Source organism: Streptomyces caeni, from assembly GCF_042678285.1.
Taxonomy (GTDB): Bacteria; Actinomycetota; Actinomycetes; order Streptomycetales; family Streptomycetaceae; genus Streptomyces; species Streptomyces caeni.
The window spans coordinates 12,342-33,995 of the sequence record NZ_JBHUDX010000052.1 but is presented as its reverse complement, the minus strand read 5'-3'; the positions used below and the strand labels follow the sequence as shown (position 1 = coordinate 33,995).

22 protein-coding genes are annotated in these 21,654 nt (G+C 71.4%); 20 read left to right on the top strand and 2 right to left on the bottom strand.

What is annotated here, in order from left to right; genetic code table 11:
- The 19 genes from ACFSL4_RS19410 to ACFSL4_RS19320 form a co-directional block, all read left to right on the top strand.
- The coding region (locus tag ACFSL4_RS19410) for an acyl-CoA carboxylase biotin carboxyl carrier protein subunit (RefSeq protein ID WP_381084283.1) at positions 1–461 on the top strand (461 nt) is incomplete at its 5' end.
- 6 nt (positions 462–467) lie between these two features.
- Positions 468–1,424, top strand: a complete 957-nt coding sequence (locus tag ACFSL4_RS19405; protein WP_381084281.1) for a hypothetical protein — start codon at positions 468–470, stop codon at positions 1,422–1,424.
- 39 nt (positions 1,425–1,463) lie between these two features.
- Positions 1,464–2,933, top strand: a complete 1,470-nt coding sequence (locus tag ACFSL4_RS19400) for an FAD-dependent monooxygenase (protein ID WP_381084279.1) — start codon at positions 1,464–1,466, stop codon at positions 2,931–2,933.
- Between the two features lie 42 nt (positions 2,934–2,975).
- Complete coding sequence (locus ACFSL4_RS19395) at positions 2,976–3,305, top strand: TcmI family type II polyketide cyclase (protein WP_381084277.1); 330 nt, start codon at positions 2,976–2,978, stop codon at positions 3,303–3,305.
- The gene (locus ACFSL4_RS19390; RefSeq protein ID WP_381084275.1) at positions 3,302–4,573 is read left to right on the top strand and encodes a beta-ketoacyl-[acyl-carrier-protein] synthase family protein; all 1,272 of its coding nucleotides are present in this window, start codon (positions 3,302–3,304) and stop codon (positions 4,571–4,573) included. Before ACFSL4_RS19395 ends, ACFSL4_RS19390 begins: the two co-directional genes overlap by 4 nt.
- Positions 4,570–5,787 (top strand): ketosynthase chain-length factor, encoded by a 1,218-nt coding sequence (locus tag ACFSL4_RS19385; protein WP_381084273.1) that lies wholly within the window; start codon positions 4,570–4,572, stop codon positions 5,785–5,787. The genes ACFSL4_RS19390 and ACFSL4_RS19385 overlap by 4 nt, the downstream gene beginning before the upstream one ends.
- Before the next feature lie 130 nt (positions 5,788–5,917).
- On the top strand, positions 5,918–6,193 hold the full coding sequence (locus ACFSL4_RS19380) for an acyl carrier protein (protein WP_381084271.1): 276 nt from the start codon (positions 5,918–5,920) through the stop codon (positions 6,191–6,193).
- A gap of 77 nt (positions 6,194–6,270) precedes the next feature.
- Positions 6,271–7,056, top strand: coding sequence for a 3-oxoacyl-ACP reductase FabG (gene fabG, locus ACFSL4_RS19375; protein ID WP_381084269.1), 786 nt, complete (start codon positions 6,271–6,273; stop codon positions 7,054–7,056).
- Between the two features lie 39 nt (positions 7,057–7,095).
- Positions 7,096–8,040 carry an aromatase/cyclase gene (locus tag ACFSL4_RS19370; RefSeq protein WP_381084267.1) on the top strand — a complete coding sequence of 315 codons (945 nt, stop codon included), beginning with the start codon at positions 7,096–7,098 and terminating at the stop codon, positions 8,038–8,040.
- Between the two features lie 4 nt (positions 8,041–8,044).
- Positions 8,045–10,339, top strand: coding sequence for an SDR family oxidoreductase (locus ACFSL4_RS19365; protein ID WP_381084265.1), 2,295 nt, complete (start codon positions 8,045–8,047; stop codon positions 10,337–10,339).
- Positions 10,340–10,395: 56 nt separating this feature from the next.
- Positions 10,396–11,862, top strand: a complete 1,467-nt coding sequence (locus ACFSL4_RS19360) for an MFS transporter (protein ID WP_381084263.1) — start codon at positions 10,396–10,398, stop codon at positions 11,860–11,862.
- Positions 11,859–12,758, top strand: a complete 900-nt coding sequence (locus tag ACFSL4_RS19355; RefSeq protein WP_381084261.1) for a 4'-phosphopantetheinyl transferase family protein — start codon at positions 11,859–11,861, stop codon at positions 12,756–12,758. Before ACFSL4_RS19360 ends, ACFSL4_RS19355 begins: the two co-directional genes overlap by 4 nt.
- A complete protein-coding gene (locus ACFSL4_RS19350) occupies positions 12,640–14,244 on the top strand; it encodes an acyl-CoA carboxylase subunit beta (RefSeq protein WP_381084259.1) in 1,605 nt (534 codons plus the stop codon). Before ACFSL4_RS19355 ends, ACFSL4_RS19350 begins: the two co-directional genes overlap by 119 nt.
- The gene (locus tag ACFSL4_RS19345) at positions 14,241–14,498 is read left to right on the top strand and encodes an acyl-CoA carboxylase epsilon subunit (RefSeq protein WP_381084257.1); all 258 of its coding nucleotides are present in this window, start codon (positions 14,241–14,243) and stop codon (positions 14,496–14,498) included. Before ACFSL4_RS19350 ends, ACFSL4_RS19345 begins: the two co-directional genes overlap by 4 nt.
- Positions 14,499–14,526: 28 nt before the next feature.
- Entirely contained in the window at positions 14,527–14,649 is a 123-nt protein-coding gene (locus ACFSL4_RS19340) for a surface protein (RefSeq protein ID WP_381084255.1), read from the top strand.
- A 20-nt stretch (positions 14,650–14,669) separates the two neighbouring features.
- Positions 14,670–15,587: an alpha/beta hydrolase gene (locus ACFSL4_RS19335; protein WP_381084253.1), complete on the top strand. Its 918-nt coding sequence runs from the start codon at positions 14,670–14,672 to the stop codon at positions 15,585–15,587.
- Positions 15,588–16,104: 517 nt separating this feature from the next.
- The gene (locus tag ACFSL4_RS19330) at positions 16,105–16,701 is read left to right on the top strand and encodes a TetR/AcrR family transcriptional regulator (RefSeq protein ID WP_381084251.1); all 597 of its coding nucleotides are present in this window, start codon (positions 16,105–16,107) and stop codon (positions 16,699–16,701) included.
- Between the two features lie 398 nt (positions 16,702–17,099).
- The gene (locus ACFSL4_RS19325) at positions 17,100–17,408 is read left to right on the top strand and encodes a DUF6059 family protein (protein WP_381084249.1); all 309 of its coding nucleotides are present in this window, start codon (positions 17,100–17,102) and stop codon (positions 17,406–17,408) included.
- A gap of 188 nt (positions 17,409–17,596) precedes the next feature.
- Positions 17,597–18,550 carry a HipA family kinase gene (locus ACFSL4_RS19320; RefSeq protein WP_381084247.1) on the top strand — a complete coding sequence of 318 codons (954 nt, stop codon included), beginning with the start codon at positions 17,597–17,599 and terminating at the stop codon, positions 18,548–18,550.
- 83 nt (positions 18,551–18,633) lie between these two features.
- Here the strand turns inward: ACFSL4_RS19320 and aceB are convergent, their stop codons facing one another.
- Positions 18,634–20,256 carry a malate synthase A gene (gene aceB, locus ACFSL4_RS19315; RefSeq protein WP_381084245.1) on the bottom strand — a complete coding sequence of 541 codons (1,623 nt, stop codon included), beginning with the start codon at positions 20,254–20,256 and terminating at the stop codon, positions 18,634–18,636.
- Positions 20,257–20,383: 127 nt separating this feature from the next.
- Positions 20,384–20,995: a nucleotidyltransferase family protein gene (locus ACFSL4_RS19310; protein ID WP_381084243.1), complete on the bottom strand. Its 612-nt coding sequence runs from the start codon at positions 20,993–20,995 to the stop codon at positions 20,384–20,386.
- Positions 20,996–21,179: 184 nt separating this feature from the next.
- On the opposite strand from ACFSL4_RS19310, the gene ACFSL4_RS19305 reads away from it, so the two are divergent.
- Complete coding sequence (locus tag ACFSL4_RS19305) at positions 21,180–21,494, top strand: DUF5955 family protein (protein WP_381084241.1); 315 nt, start codon at positions 21,180–21,182, stop codon at positions 21,492–21,494.
- The last annotated feature ends 160 nt before the right edge of the window (positions 21,495–21,654 follow it).

Genomic DNA, 21,654 nt, shown 5'->3' with positions numbered 1-21,654 from the left:
AACCCTTCACGGTCCACACCCGCTGGATCGAAACCGAGTTCGTCAACAACATCCCGGCGTTCACCGCCTCCTGGACCGAAGAAGCCGAGGCCGAGGCCCGCGAGACGGTCGTGGTCGAGGTCGGCGGCAAACGCCTGGAAGTCTCCCTGCCCACATCGCAGGGTCTGGCACTGGCTCGGGCCACGGTCGCCGGCGGCTCCAGGCCCAAGCGGCGCGCGACGAGGAAGTCCGCCTCCGGCGCCTTGGGCGACGCCCTTACCTCCCCGATGCAGGGGACCATCGTCAAGGTCGCCGTCGAAGAAGGCCAGCAGGTCAACGAGGGTGACCTGGTCATCGTCCTGGAAGCCATGAAGATGGAACAGCCCCTCAACGCCCAGCGTTCCGGCACGATCAAGGGCCTGACGGCTGAGGTCGGTCACTCCGTCACCTCCGGCGCCGTCATCTGCGAGATCAAGGACTGAGGCAGTTTGACAACTCCGAGCTACACCGACGCGTTGAATGAGGCGCTCCTGCGGCTGCGGGACGTGGGCTTCGAGCACGGACCGTCGTTTGTGAACCACGCGCCCATGGCCGCGGAGGCTCTGGCCCGCATGGGGTACACCGCTGAGGTCCCGGACTGGGTCGACCGCAACCTGCGGTACCGCAGCTACCACGATCGTCCGGAGACCCGGTGGCCGCTGTCCCCGCAGGACAGGACCGACTGGGAAGGGGCGTTGGGGGACTTCGGCAGGGTCGCCGACTGGGCGGCCATGTTCCGGCGGGAGCTGGACGAGGCACCGTGGACCGATGTGCTGGCCCGGTGGTGGCCGCGGCTGCTGCCCGGGCTGTCCGGCGCGCTGACGCACGGTGCGATACGCACCGCCCACGCGGTACGGGCCCTCGCCATGGCGACCGGGGACAGCGGACTGCTCCTGGCCGAACTCGCCGAAGGCCTCGGATACTGGGCCGCTCGCTACTCGGCCCGCCCGAACGGGACCGGTGCGGCGGCCGGCCTTTCCGGCGCACCGGGCGACGGCGGCAGTGTCGCCCACGCGCTCGACCAACTGGTCGCCTCCGCCTCCGGGTTCTACGCCACCGCGCGGACGTCGAATCCGATCGGGCTGATCCACTCGATCACCGCTCCCGCCGCCGTGCGTCTGGTGTGCGAGTACCTGCCGGCGGAACAGCACCTGCCGTCGTACCGGGCCGTGCTGGAGTGCAGCCGCTGGATCCAGTCGTGGGGCGGAACACCCGCTGCCCCCGCCGCACAGGCGCCCGAGCCGCCGTCCGACGCGGAGCTCTTCGCGACCGCCGCCGAGATCGGTGACGAGCACGCCATCAAGCTCGCCGAGGTCGCCTTGCGGCACAACGCGCTGGTGCCGGATCCCCGGTATGCGGCAGCGGCCGACGCGGCGAACCGGGCACTGCGCCGGTTCGCCCTGTGAAGCATCCGTAGAACGTCCATGACGACCGAGGAGAGGCAGATGGACGCGGCAGTGATAGTCGTGGGAGCCGGGCCTGCAGGCATGATGCTCGCTGGTGAGCTGCGGCTGGCGGGCGTCGACGTCATCGTCCTTGAGCGGCTGGCCGCGAGGACCGGTGAATCACGTGGCCTTGGTTTCACGGCACGCACGATGGAGGTCTTCGACCAGCGGGGACTGCTGTCCAGGTTCGGCGACATCGAGACCAGCAACGTCGGCCACTTCGGCGGTCTGCCGGTCGACTTCGGTGTGCTCGAAGGAGCGCACCAGGCGGCCAAGACCGTGCCGCAGTCGGCTACCGAGACAGTCCTGGAGGAGTGGGCCACCAGGCTCGGCGCGGACATCCGCCGCCGCCACGAGGTGCTGTCCGTCACCGGCAAGGAGGACAGCGTCGAGGTGGAGGTCCGCGGCCCCGGAGGGGTCCAGACCCTGCGCTCCGAGTACCTGGTGGGCTGCGACGGCGGCCGCAGCACCGTACGGAAGGCCGCGGGATTCGCCTTCCCCGGCACCCCTGCGACCATGGAGATGTTCCTCGCCGACGTGAAGGGGATCACCCTCGAACCCCGGATGATCGGCGAGACCCTGCCCGGCGGCATGGTGATGGTCGGGCCGCTGCCCGGCGGCATCACCCGTCTGATCGTGTGCGAGCGCGGTACCCCGCCTCAGCGCCGTGAGAAGCCGCCCACGTGGGAGGAGGTGGCCGCGGCCTGGCAGCGCCTGACCGGCGACGACATCTCGCACGCCGAGCCGGTGTGGATCAGTGCGTTCGGCGACGCCACGCGCCAGGCCACCGAGTACCGCCGCGGTCGGGTGTTCCTCGCCGGCGACGCGGCGCACATCCACCTCCCGGCCGGCGGCCAGGGCATGAACACCAGCATCCAGGACGCCGTCAACCTCGGGTGGAAGCTGGGCGCGGTGGTCCAGGGCCGCGCCCCCGAGCGGCTGCTGGACACGTACCAGGCCGAGCGGCACCCCGTGGGCAAGCGGCTGCTGATGAACACCCAGGCCCAGGGACTGCTGTTCCTCAGCGGCGCAGAGATGCAGCCGCTGCGCGACGTCGTGTCCGAACTGATCGCGTACCCGGAGGTCAGCCGGCACTTCGCCGCCATGGTCAGCGGTCTGGAGATCCGCTACGACATCGACGGCGGCAGCCACCCGTTGCTGGGCCGGCGCATGCCCGACGTACCGCTGGCCGGGCACAAGCTGATCGGCCGGACCACCGAGGCGCTGCGCGCGGCCCGCGGCGTCCTCTTCGACCTCGCCGACAACGCCGAGCTGCGCCGCAGAGCCGCGCCCTGGCGGGATCGGATCGATCTGATCACCGCTCGGCCGAGCGGACCGGCCGCGGACGACCGGCTCGCGGGCGCGGCGGCCGTGCTGGTCCGCCCCGACGGATACGTGGCCTGGGCGGCACCCGGAAGCCATGGCGATCTGCCCATGGCTCTCGAACGCTGGTTCGGGCCCGTCATCTGATGCTCGCTCGCAGAGTCGGGCACCTTCACAGGGAGAGAGCTCATGCACAGCACACTGATCGTTGCCCGGATGAACACGGCGTCGCAGCACGAGGTGGCCCGTCTGTTCGCCGAGTTCGACAGGACCGAGATGCCGCACCTCATGGGGACGCGACGGCGCCAGCTGTTCGCGTACAGGGGTCTGTACTTCCACCTCCAGGACTTCGACACCGACAACGGCGGCGAGCTGATCGAACGGGCCAAGAACGATCCGCGGTTCATGCAGATCAGCGATGACCTGAAGCCCTTCATCGAGGCCTACGACCCCGCCACGTGGCGCTCGCCCGCCGATGCGTTGGCCCAGCGCTTCTACACATGGGAGGACGGAACGTGACCGGCCGTCGTGTCGCCGTCACGGGCATCGGCGTGCTGGCGCCCGGCGGTGTGGGGACCAAGGCCTTCTGGAACCTGCTCAGCGAGGGCCGCACCGCCACCCGGGGCATCACCTTCTTCGACCCCTCGTCCTTCCGGTCCCGGGTGGCGGCGGAGATCGATTTCGACGCCGACGCGCACGGGCTCACGCCGCAGGAAGTCCGGCGCATGGACCGGGCCGCGCAGTTCGCCGTCGTGGCCGCCCGCGAGGCGATCGCGGACAGCGGCATCGAGCTCGGCGTCCACGAACCGCACCGCGTCGGTGTCACCGTCGGCAGCGCGGTGGGCGCCACCATGGGACTCGACCAGGAGTACCGGGTCGTCAGCGACGGCGGACGGCTGGACTGCGTGGACCACGAGTACGCGGTGCCGCATCTGTACAACTACCTGGTACCCAGCTCGTTCGCGGCCGAAGTGGCGTGGGCCGTTGGGGCTGAGGGCCCCAGCACGGTCGTGTCCACCGGGTGCACCTCCGGCATCGACTCGGTCGGCTACGCCACCGAACTGATCCGGGAGGGCAGCGCCGACGTGATGATCGCCGGCTCCTCGGACGCCCCTATCTCGCCCATCACCATGGCGTGCTTCGACGCCATCAAAGCGACCACCCCGCGCCACGACGAGCCGGGGCGGGCCTCCCGGCCCTTCGACGGCACCCGCAACGGGTTCGTCCTGGGCGAGGGCGCCGCGGTGTTCGTGCTGGAGGAGCTGGACACGGCGCGGCGGCGCGGCGCGCACATCTACGCGGAGATCGCCGGATACGCCACACGAAGCAACGCATACCACATGACCGGCCTGCGCCCTGACGGCGCGGAGATGGCCGAGGCGATCCGGGCCGCACTCGACGAGGCCCGGCTCAGTCCCGAGGACATCGACTACATCAACGCGCACGGCTCGGGCACCAAGCAGAACGACCGGCACGAGACCGCGGCGTTCAAGAGGAGCCTGAAGGACCACGCCTACCGGACCCCGGTGAGCTCGATCAAGTCGATGATCGGCCACTCGCTGGGAGCCATCGGTTCGATCGAGATCGCCGCGTCCGCCCTGGCCATGGAGCACAACGTGGTGCCCCCCACGGCCAATCTCCACGCCCCGGACCCGGAGTGCGACCTGGACTACGTGCCGCTGACGGCGCGTGAATGGACCACGGACACGGTACTGACGGTCGGGAGCGGCTTCGGCGGATTCCAGAGCGCCATGGTGCTGGCCCGTCCCGAAAGGAGCCTGACATGACCGCCTCGGTGGTGGTGACGGGCATGGGCGTGGTGGCGCCCAACGGGCTCGGCACACAGGACTTCTGGTCCGCGACACGCGATGGCAAGAGCGGCATCGGCCGCATCACCCGGTTCGATCCGACACGGTATCCGGCCCAACTGGCCGGTGAGGTACCGGGTTTCCGGGCCGATGAGCTGCTGCCGAGCAGGCTGATCCCGCAGACCGACCATATGACGCGGCTCGCGCTGGTCGCCGCGGACTGGGCCCTGGCGGACGCCGGGGTGGATCCGCGGGAGCTGCCCGACTTCGACATGGGAGTGGTCACCGCCAGCTCCGCGGGCGGCTTCGAGTTCGGCCAGGGCGAACTGCAGAAGCTGTGGAGCAAGGGCAGCCAGTACGTGAGCGCCTACCAGTCCTTCGCCTGGTTCTACGCCGTCAACAGCGGCCAGATCTCCATCCGCAACGGCATGAAGGGGCCGTCCGGCGTCGTGGTGAGCGACCAGGCCGGCGGCCTCGACGCGCTGGCGCAGGCCCGCCGACAGATCCGCAAGGGAACGCCGCTGATCGTATCGGGCGGCGTCGACGGTTCCATCTGCCCCTGGGGATGGGTGGCGCAGCTGGCCGGCGGCCGGATGAGCACCAGCAGCGAACCGGCCCGCGCCTACCTGCCGTTCGACGCCGACGCACGCGGCCATGTGCCCGGCGAGGGCGGTGCGATCCTCATCCTGGAGGATGCCGGTGCGGCTCGCCGGCGCGGGGCCAGGGTCTACGGAGAGCTCGCGGGGTACGCCGCGACCTTCGACCCCAAGCCGGGCAGCGGCCGGGCCCCTGGGCTGCGCCGCACCGTCGAACTGGCCCTGGCCGACGCGGGCCTGGCGCCCAGCGACGTGGACGTGGTGTTCGCGGACGCCGCCGGCCTGCCCGAGCTCGACCACATCGAGGCGGAGGCGATCAGCGCGGTGTTCGGTCCGCGCGGCGTTCCCGTCACCGCGCCGAAGACCATGACCGGCCGCCTGTACTCAGGTGCCGGCCCCCTGGATGTGGCCGCCGCGCTGCTCTCCCTCGGAGACGGGGTGATCCCTCCCACCGTGAACACCGTGCCCGCACCCGACTACGAGCTGGACCTGGTCGTCGCCCAGCCCCGGCCCGCCCGGCTGAGCACGGCGCTGGTACTCGCCCGCGGCCAGGGCGGCTTCAACTCCGCCGTGGTCCTCCGGACCTTCGGCCGCTGATCCGGTCCTTCGGACTTCCGGCCGCCGAGCCGGAGACCACGCCCTTCGCCGCCTCCGCAGTGGCGGCGAAGGGCGCCCTTCACGCGCACAAAGCCGACCGAGGCCCCGGCCTCCCGAGAAAGGCACCGACGTGAGCACTCCTGCATTCACCATCGAAGACCTCAAGCGCATCCTGCTGGAAGGGGCCGGCGCCGAGGAGGGGGTCGACCTCGACGGCGACATCCTCGACACGGAGTTCGAGGCGCTGGGTTATGAATCCCTGGCCTTGCTGGAGACCGGCGGCCGTATAGAGCGTGAGTACGGCATCACGCTCGACGACTCGGCGCTCACCGACGCCACCACACCGAGCCGGCTCATCGCCGTGGTCAACGAGCACCTCGCGGCGGCCGCGAAGACCGCGGCCTGAACTGTCCGTTCCGGGGCTGCCGCGGTGAGTGGCGCGGCCGCCCCGGAACCCCGCACGGCACCCAAGGGAGAACACAGATGTCGCAGCAGAGTCAACGAGTCGCCGTCGTCACCGGAGCCACAAGCGGCATAGGCCTGGCCACCGCCCGGCTCCTGGCCGAGCAGAACCACCGTGTGTTCATCGGCGCGCGCAGCGCCGAGAACGTGGCGTCCACGGTCAAGCAGCTGAGGGAGGAGGGTCTCGACGCCGACGGTGCCCCCCTCGACGTGCGCTCCCCCCAGAGCGTCGAGCAGTTCGTCGCCGCGGCGGTCGACCGCTTCGGAACGATCGACGTCCTGGTCAACAACGCGGGCCGCAGCGGCGGCGGCGTCACCGCGGACATCGAGGACGAGCTGTGGAACGACGTCATCGACACCAACCTCAACAGCGTCTTCCGGATGACCCGGGCCGTGCTCGGCATCGGCGGGATGCGCGGCAAGGACCGCGGCCGGATCATCAACATCGCCTCCACGGCGGGCAAGCAGGGCGTGGTGCTCGGCGCTCCGTACTCCGCCTCGAAGCACGGCGTCGTCGGCTTCACCAAGGCGCTCGGCAACGAGCTCGCACCGACCGGCATCACGGTCAACGCGGTCTGCCCGGGCTATGTGGAGACGCCGATGGCGCAGCGCGTCCGGCAGGGTTACGCGGCGGCGTACGACACCACCGAGGAGGCGATCCTCGAGAAGTTCACCGCGAAGATCCCGCTGGGCCGGTACTCGACGCCCGAGGAGGTGGCGGGCCTGGTCGGCTACCTCGCCTCCGACACCGCCGCCTCCATCACCGCGCAGGCGCTCAACGTCTGCGGCGGCCTCGGCAACTTCTGAGCCGGATCGCGCCCGAACCCACACCCAAGGAGCCATGGAATGCCCCAGCCCGGACTGCGCGAGGTCGAGCACGAGATCACCGTCTCGGCCTCGGCGGCCGACGTGTACCGGCTCATCGCCGAGGTCGAGAACTGGCCGCGTCTCTTCCCCCCGTCCATCTACGTCGACACCCTGGAGCGCGACGGCAGCGATGAGCTGATCCGGATCTGGGCCACCGCCAACGGCGAGGCCAAGAACTGGACCTCGCGCCGCGTGCTGCACCCCGACGAGATGCGCATCGAGTTCCGTCAGGAGGTGACCACCCCGCCCGTGGCGGACATGGGCGGCACCTGGATCATCGAGTCGCTCTCCCCGACCGAGTCACGGCTCCGGCTGCTGCACGACTACCGGGCGATCGACGACGACCCCGAGAAGCTGCAGTGGATCGACGAGGCCGTCGACCGCAACTCCCGCTCAGAACTCGCCGCCCTGAAGGAGAACCTCGAATTCGTCGCCTCCTCGCAGGAGCTGACGTTCTCCTTCGAGGACACCGTGGAGATCGCGGGCTCCGCGAAGGACGTCTACGACTTCATCAACGAGGCGGGCCTGTGGTCCGAGCGGCTGCCGCACGTGGCGACCGTGCGACTGACCGAGGACGTGCCGGGACTGCAGACCCTGGAGATGGACACCCGTGCCAAGGACGGCTCCGTCCACACCACCAAGTCCTACCGGGTCTGCCTGCCCCACGAGAAGATCGCGTACAAGCAGACCACCCTCCCGGCGCTGATGAGCCTGCACACCGGCTACTGGACGTTCCGGGAGACGGAGCACGGCGTCGCCGCCTCCTCGCAGCACACCGTCGTCATCCGCCCCGAGAACATCGCCGTCGTCCTCGGACCGGACGCCGGAGTGGCGGAGGCCAAGGAGTACGTCAAGGCGGCGCTGAGCACCAACAGCCTTGCGACGCTGGGCCACGCCAAGGACTACGCCGAAGCGCGGCGCTGATCCCGTGGCCGCCGTCGACACGCACGTCATCGTCGTCGGCGCGGGTCCGGTGGGGCTGATGCTCGCCGGTGAGCTCAGGCTCGGGGGTGCCGACGTGATCGTCCTGGAGCAGCGGGACGCTCCCACCACGGAGTCGCGCGCCTCGACCCTGCACGCGCGGACCATGGAGCTGCTCGACCAACGCGGGCTCCTGGACACCCTGGGGACACCGCCGCACGTGCCCATGGGCCACTTCGGGGGGCTCCCCCTCGACCTGCGTCTCGACAGCCCGTACCCGGGGCAGTGGAAGGTCCCGCAGACGCGGACCGAGGAACTGCTCGGTGTCTGGGCCCAGGACCTGGGCGCCCTGCTGCGCCGGCGCCACAGGGTACGGGCCCTCACGCAATACGCCGACCGGGTCGAGGTCGAGGCCTTCGGCCCACAGGGCCCGGTACGGCTGTCCGCACGTTACGTCGTCGGCTGTGACGGGGAACAGAGCGCGGTGCGGGAGCTGGCCGGATTCGGTTTTCCCGGAACCTCCGCCGAGCGCGAGCTGATCCGCGCCGACGTCAGCGGCATCGACATCCCGGACCGGCGTTTCCAGCGTCTGGAGAAGGGCCTGGCCATCGCGGCGCGCGGTGGCGGCGGCATCACCCGCGTGATGGTCCACGTGTTCGGCCGTGCCGCGCTGCAGCGCACGGTGGAACCGGAGTTCGCGGAACTCGCCGAGGCATGGCGTACCGTCACCGGAGAAGACATCACGGCGGGCGTCCCGGTATGGGTCAACTCCTTCGGGGACGTGTCGCGCCAGACCACCCGCTACCGCGACCGCCGTGTGCTGCTGGCCGGTGACGCCGCCCATCAGCAGATGCCGATCGGCGGCCAGGCCCTCAACCTCGGCCTGCAGGACGCCGCGAACCTCGGCTGGAAACTGGCCGCCGTCGTCCTCGGCCGCGCACCCGAAAAGCTCCTCGACAGCTACCACGAGGAGAGGCACGCCGTGGGCCGCGCGGTGCTGTCCAACATCCGGGCCCAGGCACGGCTGTTGCTCGGAGGACCCGAGGTCGAGCCGCTGCGCTCCGTCCTGGGCGAACTCATCGCCTACGAGGACGTACGCCGCCACCTCGCCGGAATGATCAGCGGACTCGGCATCCGCTACGGCTTCGGCCACTCCCATCCGGTGTCCGGCACGCGGCTGCCGTACGCCGAGCTGACCGTCGGCACCGAGACCACCACGACCTTCGCGCTGCTACGCGGCGCGCGCGCCGTACTGCTCGTCCTGACGCCCGAGCGCGGAGTCGGCGAGGCCCTGCGCCGCACGATCGCCCCGTGGACGGGCGAGGTCGACACGGTCACCGCCACCGCGCCGGACACCGGTCCGCTCGCGGATCCGGCCGCCGTCCTGGTGCGCCCAGACGGCTATGTGGCCTGGGCCGGCGCCGACGCGCAGGGTCTGCGCGCCGCCCTCGGCCGATGGTTCGGGAACGGGGGAGCGCACGCCCGGCACGGCACGCGGCACACCACCACACACGACCTTCATCACAGCAGGAGAGAGACCATGGGTGACCTGATCGGCAAGACGGCGCTCGTCACCGGCGCGAGCCGGGGCATGGGCCGGGCGACCGCCGAGCGCCTTGCCCGCGAGGGCGCGCTCGTCGCCGTGCACTACGCGACCGGCAAGGACGCGGCCGAGGAGGTCGTCGCCGGCATCGAGAAGGACGGCGGCCGGGCCTTCGCCGTGCAGGCCGAGCTCGGCGTGCCGGGAGACGTCCACGAGCTGTTCCTGGGGCTCGAACAGGGCCTCAAGGAGCGTACCGGCTCGACCGAGTTGAACATCGTCGTCAACAACGCCGGTGTGATGGGCGGCGTGAAGCCGGAGGACACCACCCCGGAGCAGTTCGACCGGCTCGTCGCGGTCAACGCCAAGGCGCCGTTCTTCATCATCCAGCGGGCCCTGCCGAACATGCCCGACGGGGGCCGCATCATCAACATCTCCTCGGGACTCACCCGCTTCGCCAACCCGGACGAGATCGCGTACGCCATGACCAAGGGCGCCGTGGAGATGCTCGCGCTGCACTTCGCCAAGCACCTCGGACCGCGCAACATCACCGTCAACAGCGTGGCGCCGGGCATCACGCGCAACAGCAACCCGCTCTTCGGCATCCCCGAGGCCGTCGAGCAGATGGCCGCCCTGTCGGCCTTCAACAGGGTCGGCGAACCGCAGGACGTCGCCGACGTGGTGGCCTTCCTGGCTTCGGACGACGCCCGCTGGATCACCGGTGCCTTCATCGACGCCAGCGGCGGCACGCTCCTCGGCTGACGGCCCGCGGCGCTTCGGCCCGACCGGCGCAGCTCGCCTCGAATCCAAGGAGGATCATGCGGGGTTCGTCTTCCACGGCGCGGTCGGCGGCACCGGCGCCGACCGGCACGTGGACGATCCGGTTGTGGGGGCTGCTCTTCGTCCTCGCCGGAAACATGCTCATCGACGCCCTGGAAGTCTCCGTCGTGGTTGTCGCCCTGCCTTCCATCAGCGCGGACCTCGGCCTGTCACTCGCTTCGGCGCAGTGGACGATGACCGGGTTCGCCGTCGGCTTCGGCGGGCTGATGCTGTTCGGCGGCCGGGTCGTGGCACTGCTGGGCCGACGCAAGGTCTACCTCGCCGCCCTGGTCGGCTTCGCGGCGGCCTCGGTGGCCGGTGCCCTGGCCGACGGCCCGGGGCCGCTGGTGGCGACCCGGGTCGTGAAGGGGTTCTGCGCCGCGCTGACCGCTCCGACCGGGCTCGCCATCATCACCACCGAGTTTCCGGCGGGCCCGCCCCGGGATCGGGCACTGTCCGTGTACACGCTCTTCGGCGCCGCCGGGTTCACGACCGGGCTGCTCCTGTCCGGCGTGCTCACGGCGGTGGACTGGCGGCTGACGTTCGCCTTCCCGGCCCCGGTCGTGCTCGTGCTCTTCTTCTTCGGGCTGCGGCTGATCCCCGGCTCCGGCCCGGACACGGCCGGGGAGCGGCCACGCGGCGGGCCCCGGCGGTACGACGCGGCAGGGGCGGCCACCTGCGTGGCAGGACTGCTCACGCTGGTCGGCGGCATCGTCTCCGTGCCGTCGCACGGCTGGGGCGACCTGCACTCCGGTGGGCTGCTCGTTCTGTCGGCACTGCTGTTCGCGGCCTTCGTACGGATCGAGCTGCGCGTACCGGAGCCCCTGGTGCGCTTCTCCGCCTTCAGGAGCGGGGCACTGACCCGCTCGGCCCTCGGCGCGGCGGCCCTCAACGGTTCCTACCTGGGCCTGCTGCTCACCCTCACGTACGAGATGCAGACGGTGCACGGCTGGTCCCCGCTGCGGACGGCGCTGGCCTTCCTGCCCGCGGCGGCCCCGCTCGCGGTGACCGCGCTGCTGTCCGGGCGGATCGTCTCCGCCTTCGGCGCCCCCCGGCTCATCGCCGGTGGTGCGCTCTTCGCCCTGGCCGGCTACCTGCTCCAGCTGCGCCAGTCGTGGCCGCTCCACTACGCCTCAGCCGTGCTGCCGACCATGCTGCTGGTCGGAGCCGGTTTCGTGCTCTCCTTCGCCGCGCTGAACATGCAGGCGACCTCCCAGCTGCCCCCGGCGGAACGCGGCGTGGCCAGCGGCCTCTACCAGACCGCCGTCCAGGCCGCGGCCGCCCTCGTGCCGGCCGTGGTCGCCGCGCTGCTCACGGCCTGCCGCCCCGCCGCGGGGGCGTCGCCGGCGGAGCTCCTGGCCGCCTGCCGTCCCGCCCTCGTGCTGGTGGCCGCCATCGGGGCGCTGGGTCTGCTCATAGGCCTGGCGGGAGCACTCCCGCGGCGCGACAGGCTCCACGAGGTATGACGACCGCACTCACCGCGCACGCCGACCACCGCACCTACACAACGCCCGCCCGCCTCGGCATGCCGCCAGGGTGCCTGGACCTGTGGGTGGTGCGCGGGCCTCGTTCCCGAGCACTGCACGGGCTGCTGGCGGCGCCGGAACTGAGCGAAGCGGAGCGAAGGCGCGCGGTCGCGTTCCGACGGCCGCGCGACGGGGCCCTGTACGCCTGCACGCACCTCGTGCTGCGCCGGCTGCTCGGCGCCTACCTCGGCGTGGCGCCGCGCGACCTGACCTTCGTGCGTGATCCCTGCCCGGGCTGCGGCGGGCCGCACGGCCGGCCCGCCGTCGTGCACCACGGTCCACCGCTGCACTTCTCCCTCGGGCACAGCCACGGCATGGCCCTCATCGGGGTGGCCGCCACCGTGCTGGGCGTCGACGTGCAGCGGCTGCCGCGTGAGGAGACGGTCGCGACGGTCTCGGAAGCGCTGCATCCGGACGAGCGCGCCGAGCTCGCCGCCTGCCCACCGGCTCGGCGCCCCAGTGCCTTCGGGCAGCTCTGGACCAGGAAGGAGGCATATCTGAAGGCGTTGGGCACGGGGCTGTCGCGGGGGACGGCCGCCGACTACGTCGGCACCGACCCGTCGCGCAGGCCCCCGGGCTGGACCCTCATCGACATCCGGTGCGGGCCGGAGCACCAGGGCGCCGCCGCGCTCCGCGGTGCGTGGCCCGCCCATATCAGGACACGGTGGCTGGGGCGGCACCGACCGGCCACGAATCCAAGTCAGGAGAGTGATCCTCATGTCGGCACAGGAGAGGACCCTGGTCGGCCGCCCCGATGGGAGCCGGTCCGGCTGGACCACGGACGAGCGGTTGGAGGAGCTGCGCCTGATCAAGAAGGAGGTCCTGCAGGGGCCTGATCCGGCGGCCACCGACCGCCAGCATGCCCGCGGGAAGCTGACCGCGCGGGAACGTATAGAACTCCTTCTGGACGCGGGCTCCTTCACGGAGGTGGAGCCCCTGCGCAGGCACCGCGCGACGGGGTTCGGCCTGGAAGCCAACCGTCCCTACACCGACGGTGTGGTCACCGGCTGGGGCACGGTCCACGGCCGTACCGTCTTCGTCTACGCGCACGACTTCCGGATCTTCGGCGGCGCCCTGGGCGAAGCCCACGCCACCAAGATCCACAAGTTGATGGACATGGCGCTCGCCGCGGGCGCGCCTTTGGTGTCCCTCAACGACGGTGCCGGGGCCCGCATTCAGGAAGGCGTCAGCGCACTGGCGGGCTACGGCGGCATCTTCCAGCGCAACACCAGGGCGTCCGGCATCATCCCGCAGATATCGGTGATGCTCGGTCCGTGCGCCGGCGGCGCCTCCTACAGTCCGGCGCTCACCGACTTCGTCTTCATGGTGCGCGGGATCGCGCAGATGTTCATCACCGGCCCCGACGTGGTCCGGGCCGTGACGGGCGAGGAGATCACACAGGACGGTCTGGGCGGCGCGGACGTACACGCCGCCACCTCGGGCGTGGCCCACTTCGTCTACGACGACGTGCGCAGCTGCATGGAGGACGTCCGCTACCTCCTGTCGCTGCTGCCGGCCAACAACCGTGAGCTGCCTCCCACCGTGCCGAGCGGCGACCCCTCCGACCGCGCCTGCGACGCGCTGCTCGACCTCGTACCGAACGACCCGAGCGCCGTCTACGACATGCGCAATGTCATCGAGGAGATCGTCGACGACGGCGAGTACTTCGAGGTGCACCAGGCGTGGGCGGCCAACGTGGTGTGCGCGCTCGCCCGGATGGGAGGCGGCCTGGTCGGCGTCGTGGCCAACCAGCCCTCCTCACACGCCGGAGTGCTCGACATCGACGCGAGTGAAAAGGCCGCCCGCTTCGTGCAGTTCTGCGACGCCTTCAACATCCCCCTGGTGACCCTGATCGACGTCCCCGGCTTCCTGCCGGGCGTGGGACAGGAGCACAACGGCATCATCCGTCGCGGGGCCAAGCTGCTGTACGCGTACTGCAACGCGACCGTGCCGCGCATCTCCCTGGTACTGCGCAAGGCGTACGGCGGCGCCTACATCGTCATGGACTCCCGCTCCATCGGCGCGGACCTCGCCCTGGCCTGGCCGAGCAACGAGATCGCGGTGATGGGTGCCGAGGGAGCGGCCAACATCATATTCCGCCGCGAGATCGGCGCTGCCGAGAATCCCGAGGAAGTACGGCAGAAGAGGATCAAGCAGTACAAGGCCGAGCTGATGCACCCGTACTACGCGGCAGAGCGCGGCCTGGTGGACGACGTGATCGACCCGCGCGACACACGGCAGATCATCATCAAATCCCTGGCCATGCTGCGTGCCAAGCACACCGACCTGCCGTCCCGCAAGCACGGCAACCCGCCGCAGTGAGCGCGGACGCAGGGCAGGGCGGCATCCGGCCCGGCCGGTGGTCCGAGGAGCCGCCCTTGGTCATCAAGGTCGTCAAGGGGCGGGCGGAACAGGCGGAACTCGCCGCTCTCACCACCGTTCTTCTGCTCGCCCGCGCCTCCGCCCTGGCAGGGACCGGTCCGGAGCATGCCCCGGCCGTCGCGGGCTGGAGCCGCCCGGAACGCATTCCCCACTACCGGGACCCGCGCGCGAGGTGGGCCCCTCGGGGACGCTGACGCGGACCCGGAGAGAAGGGAGCAAGAAGTGGACACCGAACCTGCCGCTCCCCCCGCCGTCCCACCGGCCGAAGCGGGCACCGCCCCGCCCCTGCTGCTGGCCGGCGAGGAGAACGACGACGACCCGCACATCGTGCGCGGTATCGACTGACACGACGAGGGGACAGGGCGATGACAGCGCCGGCACACCCACCCATCACGTCCGACGGAGTACGCCGCATCACGCTGGCCGGCGAGGGGATTCGCCTGTCCGGCCTGCTGATCGAGCCCCGGCACGTCCCGCCGCGGGCGGTGGTGGTGTGTCTGCACGGCGGGGGGATGAGCGCCGCCTACTTCGACGGCCAGGCCCGCCCCGACATCTCCCTGCTCGCGCTGGGGGCGCGCCTCGGTTACACGGTGCTGGCGGTGGACCGCCCGGGCTACGGCGAGTCGGCCGCCGCGCTGCCACAGGGACAGACCCTGGCCGAGCAGGCCGTGACCCTGCGCGCGGCACTGCGGGACTTCGCCGCGGGCCACGACGTCGGAGCGGGACTGTTCGTGGTGGCGCACTCCTTCGGCGGCAAGGTGGCGCTCACCATGGGCGCCGGCATGGCCGCGGGCGAGCTGATCGGGCTCGACATCTCCGGATGCGGGAGCCGCTACATCGCGCAGGCGACGCGGCACATCGGCTCCTCGGGCCGCATGAGCCACATGCTGAACTGGGGGCCGCTGCGCCTGTATCCGCCGGGCACCTTCCGCTCCAGCGTGGCCGTCGTAGCCCCCATGCCGGCGCGGGAAAGGCTCGAGTGGAAGAGCTGGCCGGAGCGCTACCGCCGCATCGCTCCCCGCCTCACGCTGCCCACGAGGCTCACGTTCGCCGAGCACGAGGCGTGGTGGCAGCACGATGACGCGGCGATCGACGATCTCACGCGCCCCCTCGCCGCGCCGTGGACCGTCGAGCGACTGCCGGACACGGGCCACAACATCAGCCTCGGCTGGTCGGCGCGTTCCTACCACTTGAGGGTTCTGGCCTTCCTGGAGCAATGCCTGGCCGCGAGGGGGCTCCGTGCGTTCGGGCAGGCGGGTCCGGTCCCCTCGCCCCTGCGCTGATGAGCAGGGTCTCGGCGGGCCCTCACCATGAAGATCCCCGAACTGGATCAGCTGTGGTGGCCGAACCGGCCACGCCTGGCTGACATGCGCCAACTGGTGGACCGAGAGGCCGGGCGGTTCGCGGCGTCGCTCTCCAGAACCGGCTGAGTGACGGCCCACCGAGTTCCCGGTGGCCGGCGCGGCAGCCGTCGTGGCGGGCCCACAGCCCCACCGGCGGCGGCTGCGAGGATCCGCGCCGATCCCGCGGACGCGGCGACGGCGAGGCCGGCCAAGGCCATGGACGGGCCGCCCGCGCACCACCGACAGTGCCTTCCTGCCGGCCGGCGAGCGCGTCGGTGTCGTTGCCGAGTCCACATGCTCGACCACTCCGGGGGGCATGATAGCGGCGATGAAGATCGCGTGGCCCGCTCGGGACGTGCTGACGGGCATCGTGGAACCCGCGCGTCACCCGTTTCATGGGAGCGGGTCTTTCTCGTCGAAAGGTGGGTAAATGCCTGCTCGCTCGGTGGAGAGGCCAGTGCGCCCGACACGCCGGCGATTGCTGGACGCGGCGGAGAAGCTGGTCCGGACCACCGGTCTGTCCGGTGCGACGACCAAGGCCCTCGCCAGGGAGGCCAACTGCTCCGAGGCGATGCTCTACAAGCACTTCGAGAGCAAGGACGCGCTGCTCGTGTGCCTTCTGCGCGAGCGGCTGCCCGCGCTGCTGTCCGCCGCGTACGGAGACCCCGCCCACGACGTCGCGGATGTCCAGGGCACCGAGCAGTCGTGCCGCCACCTGGTTCACCGGACGATGCGGTTCTACGAGACCGCCTTGCCGCTGCTGTGCCCCTTGCTCGCGGATCCCGCTCTCCTCGCCGCGTACAGCGCGGATCCGCTGCGGCGGTCCAACGGCACACCGGAGGAGCCGCTGACGGCGGTGATCAGCGCTCTGGAGCGGTGGCGCGCGGCCGGGCGCATACGGTCCGACGCCGATCTGGAGACGGCGGCGACCTCGCTGGTCGGGGCCTGCTTCCAGCGGTTCTTCCTACGACACTGCGGGTTCGGCGAAGAAACCCGGGATCAGGAGGAGTTCGCCGCGGCCCTGGCGCGCGCCCTGGCACGCTCCCTGGCGTGAGGCGCCGGCCTCCCTGACGCGAGGCGTCGACTGCACGGCGTCGCCGCGGGGTCGCGTCCCGCGAGGCGGTGTGAGCGACCACGCGCTTCGCCCTCCGGTACCCGGCTGGCGATGTTCTCCCCGTCGGCGCGGCGAAGCCGCCCGGTCGGGGGCCGGGAGTGTCCCCGCCGGTCGGAGTGCCAGGCGCGAGCTGCGAGTTCCGGTCCGTTGACCGGCTGCACCACCCGGCGGACACCCGGCGGGACGCCTTCCGCCGCCGACATCGCCTTCGGCCTCGGCCTGCCCTGCCTCGACCCGGTCCTGGCCGGTGCGGCGGGTATTGACGTCGTCGAGCAAGCGGTGCGCGGCGATCGACATCTTCTGCGGGTAACTGCGAGTGAGGCAATGGGAGGACGGCCATGAAACGGTTGTGGCGGGGTGGCCGTGGCCGGCGGGCGCTGGACTGCTGCCTGCGGGCGCTCTTGCGGTCCCTGGCGGCCTTGGGGGCCCTCTACGTCGGCCCCGTAGTGCTCCATCACGCGCTGTCAGCAGCAGCGTCGCCCCCGCGTTTGCACGGCCCCTTCCCGCCGCACGCCTCGGGGGGTCCGCCGCCCGCCCATCCCGAGCGGCTGTGCGAGGACACTCCGCTTTCCGAGGAGGAACGGCTGCGCGCCCGTGAACTGTGGCCGGCGTACTACCGTGAACGGCGCGCTCCAGACGGCGGCTGACCACCGCCAGTCTGTGACCAGCCCGTCCGGGCCGGGAGGAGGCCCACGGTCGCGGCCGGTTACTATGCTCACTTCATGCCGCCGGACCGGAAGCAAGGTGCCCAGGACTGATCGAGGACCGTTCCCTGCGCAGCGCCCGTCCAGGGTTGGTCGTGGAACGGAAGGAAGAGAGTCGCCGGGGTGGGAAGATGCTGAGGGAGGTCACCGCCACCCGCTACATCGAGCCTCTGCGCTCCGGTGGCTCCGTCCCCGGCGTCGTCGAGGCCGACGACCTCGGGACCTACGTGGTGAAGTTCACCGGCTCGGCGCAGGGCCTGAAGGCGCTGGTCGCCGAGGTGATCGTGGGTGAGCTGGCGCGCAGGCTCGGGCTGCGTGTGCCCGAGTTGGTCCTCGCCCACTTCGATCCGGCGATCGGGGCGGACGAACCGCACCAGGAGGTGCGCGACCTCCTGGCCGCGAGCCCCGGCCTCAACCTCGGTATGGACTGCCTCCCGGGTGCGCGGGACTTCACCCCTGAGGTTGCCGGGGACTTCCCCGTCGACCCGCTGGAGGCGGGCAGGATCATCTGGCTCGATGCGCTGACCGTGAACGTCGACCGTACGGTCCACAGCTCGAACCTCATGATCTGGCCCACCTTCGGCACCGCACCCCCGCGGCTGTGGCTGATCGACCACGGTGCCGCCCTGGTCTTCCACCACCGCTGGGACGCCTCCGCGCCGGAGAAGGCGTACGACTTCCGCCACCATGCCCTCGGCCGCCCCCGAGTTCTCGGCTCCGCTCGGGCAGGGGGTACCCCCGTCGCTCCCGACACACGGGCCGCCGATGCCGAGCTCGCGCCGAGGGTGACCGAGGAACTGCTGCGCGAGGTGACCGGGCTGGTACCGGACGCCTGGCTGACCGGGATGCCGGGTTTCGCGGCGCCGGGCCAGGTGCGGGATGCCTACGTGGGCTACCTCCTGGCCCGGGTGAAGGCGTCGGGCGTATGGCTGCCCACCGACTTCCCCACCCGGGAGGAACTCGCCGCCGAGCAGGCCCTCCGTACGGCGAGGACCCGGCGGGGCAGGCCGGACTGGCTCAAACGGGTCCCGGACCTGCACGGCAGACCGGCGGCGGAACAGGACTGGTCGGCGCACCTGGGATGACGCGGGACGGCGGCGGACCCCGGCACCGGTGGCCCCGGGAAGGCCCGGGGCCACACGGAGAGGCGGCGCGGTGACGCGGCGGGTCAGCCGGTCAGCTGCTCGTAGGCGGGCAGGGTCAGGAAGTCGGCGTAGTCCTCGTCCAGGGCGACCTTCAGCAGCAGGTCGTGGGCCTGCTGCCAGTGGCCGGCCGCGAAGGCGTCCTCACCGGTCCCGGCCCGGATGCTCCGCAGCTCCTCGGCGGCGATCCTGCGGGCCAGCTCGGGGGTGGCCTTCTCGCCGTTCTCGAACTCGACGCCCGCGTTGATCCACTGCCAGATCTGGGAGCGGGAGATCTCCGCGGTGGCGGCGTCCTCCATGAGGTTGAAGATGGCGACGGCGCCGAGGCCGCGCAGCCATGCCTCGATGTAACGGATGCCGACCTGGACCGCGTTGAGCAGGCCCGCGTACGTCGGCCGGGCGTCGAGGGAGTCGACGGCGATCAGGTCGGCCGCCTTGACGGCGACGTCCTCGCGCAGCCGGTCCTTCTGGTGCGGCCGGTCGCCGAGGACCCGGTCGAACGACTCCATCGCGATCGGCACCAGGTCGGGATGGGCGACCCAGGAGCCGTCGAAACCGTCGTTCGCCTCCCGGTCCTTGTCGGCGCGGACCTTCTCGAACGCGACCCGGTTGGCCTCCGGGTCCCTGCGGGACGGGATGAACGCCGCCATGCCGCCGATCGCGTGCGCGCCGCGCTTGTGGCAGGTGCGGACCAGGAGTTCGGTGTACGCCCGCATGAACGGGGCCGTCATCGTGACCGCGTTGCGGTCGGGCAGCACGAACCGGGGCCCGCCGTCACGGAAGTTCTTCACGATGGAGAACAGGTAGTCCCAGCGGCCCGCGTTCAGCCCCGAGGCGTGGTCGCGGAGTTCGTAGAGGATCTCCTCCATCTCGTAGGCGGCGGTGATCGTCTCGATGAGGACGGTGGCGCGGACGGTGCCCTGCGGGATGCCGACGTGGTCCTGGGCGAAGACGAAGACGTCGTTCCAGAGCCGGGCCTCCAGGTGCGACTCCGTCTTCGGGAGGTAGAAGTACGGGCCCTTGCCGAGGTCGAGCAGGCGCTGGGCGTTGTGGAGGAAGTACAGGCCGAAGTCCACCAGGGCGCCCGGCACCCGCTGTCCGTCGACCTGGAGATGACGCTCGTTCAGGTGCCAGCCGCGCGGGCGCATGACGACCGTCGCCAGTTCCCCGTCCGGGCGCAGGGCGTACGACTTGCCGCTCCCGGGGTCGGTGAAGTCGATGTTCCGGGTGTAGGCGTCGATCAGATTGAGCTGGCCGAGGACCACGTTCTCCCAGGTGGGCGACGAGGCGTCCTCGAAGTCCGCGAGCCACACCCTGGCGCCCGAGTTGAGGGCGTTGACGGTCATCTTGCGGTCGGTGGGGCCGGTGATCTCGACGCGCCGGTCGTCCAGGGCCCGAGGTGCCGGGGCCACGCGCCAGGAGTCGTCCGCGCGGATCGCGGCGGTCTCGGGAAGGAAGTCGAGCGTGGAGGTACGGGCGATCTCGGCGCGGCGCTCCGCCCGCCGGGCGAGGAGCTCGTCGCGCCGGGGGGTGAACCTGCGGTGCAGTTCGGCCACGAAGGCGAGGGCGGCGTCGGTGAGGACCTCGTCCTGCCGGGGCAGGGGCTCGGCGTCGACGACGACCGCCGGGGACGGCGCTGATGCGGACATGAACGGTCACTTCCTTCGACGGACCTTTTGATCAATGGATAGTAGTTTCCTCATGGTGGAAGTTCAATGTTCTGTTGATGTCGAGGTGCTTCCCGTCGGGGCACCGTGGTGCCCCGTGCCGTCCCGCTCACTCGTCGAGGTGGATCAGGTCCGCCACCGTGTCGATGTCGTACGCCCGCGCCACGTCCCCGCACTCGACGAGGGCGACGGTGTCCTCGTGCGCCGCCAGATAGGCCCGCGCCCCGCGGTCACCGGTGGCGGTCTCCGTGATGCCGGCCCAGTGGGCGGCGCCGAACAGGACGGGATGCCCGCGCACACCCTCGTACGCGGCCGACACCAGCGATGCCTCGTCCCGGTACGCGGCCAGGACCCGGGCCACCGCCCCGGGGCCGATACCGGGCTGGTCGACGAGCGAGACCAGGGCGGCCCGCGCGCCCGTCCCGGCGAGTGAGCCGAGCCCGGCCCGCAGCGAGGAGCCCATGCCCCGCTCCCAGTCGGGGTTGTCCACGACGACGCACCCGGACAGGTCCGCCCGCTCCCTGACATCCGCGGCAGCCGCCCCCAGCACCACATGGACGCGGCCGCACCCGCCCGCACGCAGCACCGCCACCGCGTGCTCCACGAGGGGGCGTCCCCGATGCCGCAGCAGCGCCTTGGGCCGTCCGCCGAGCCGTCGCCCCGCGCCGGCGGCGAGGAGCAGCCCGGCGACCTCGTCTCCGTTGCCTCCATTGCCAGTCATACGTTCTGCATACCTGACCCCGTGCCGCCCGCACGGTACCCATGGACTGAATTTCGTTCCCCGTGCTGGCGCGTGGCGCTCCGGGTGGCGTTTACTGGCCCGCGTCCCCGGCGCCCGACCGGTGCCGGCGGACACGGCGACATGCCGACGCCATGCGCACGGAGGGGCGCGAGGGGGGAGAGCTGTGTTGCGGAGCTTGGGGCAGAAGGCAGTGACCGGCAGCGACGAGGATCCCAGGGTGACGGGACTGCGGACCGCGGTGTCCCGCCTGCGCCGCGAACTCGCCGCGCATCCCGTGGAGTTCCCGGACCGGGCGGTCGCGGAGGACGAACTCGCCACGCTCGCCGCGATGGCCGCGGGCGGTGCTCCCGAGATCCCGCGGCTGCGCCGTTCCCTGCTGCTGATCGCCGGTGCGATCGGCTCGGTCAGCGCCCTGGCTGGCAGCCTCGCGGACCTCCGCGGCGCGGTGGAGCTGTTCGGGCAGCCGCGGCGGGGCTGAGGGTCCAGGCCACCGGTTCCGACCCGCTCGGCCCGCCTCACCGGCGAGCGCGGCACGGGCGACCGCCTTGTTGGTGCCCCGACCGGAAGGCGGGGGAGGGGGTGACGGCGTCGGTGGCCGGGTGCCCCGTGGCCTGCGATCCGAGGCCCGCGGTCCGCCC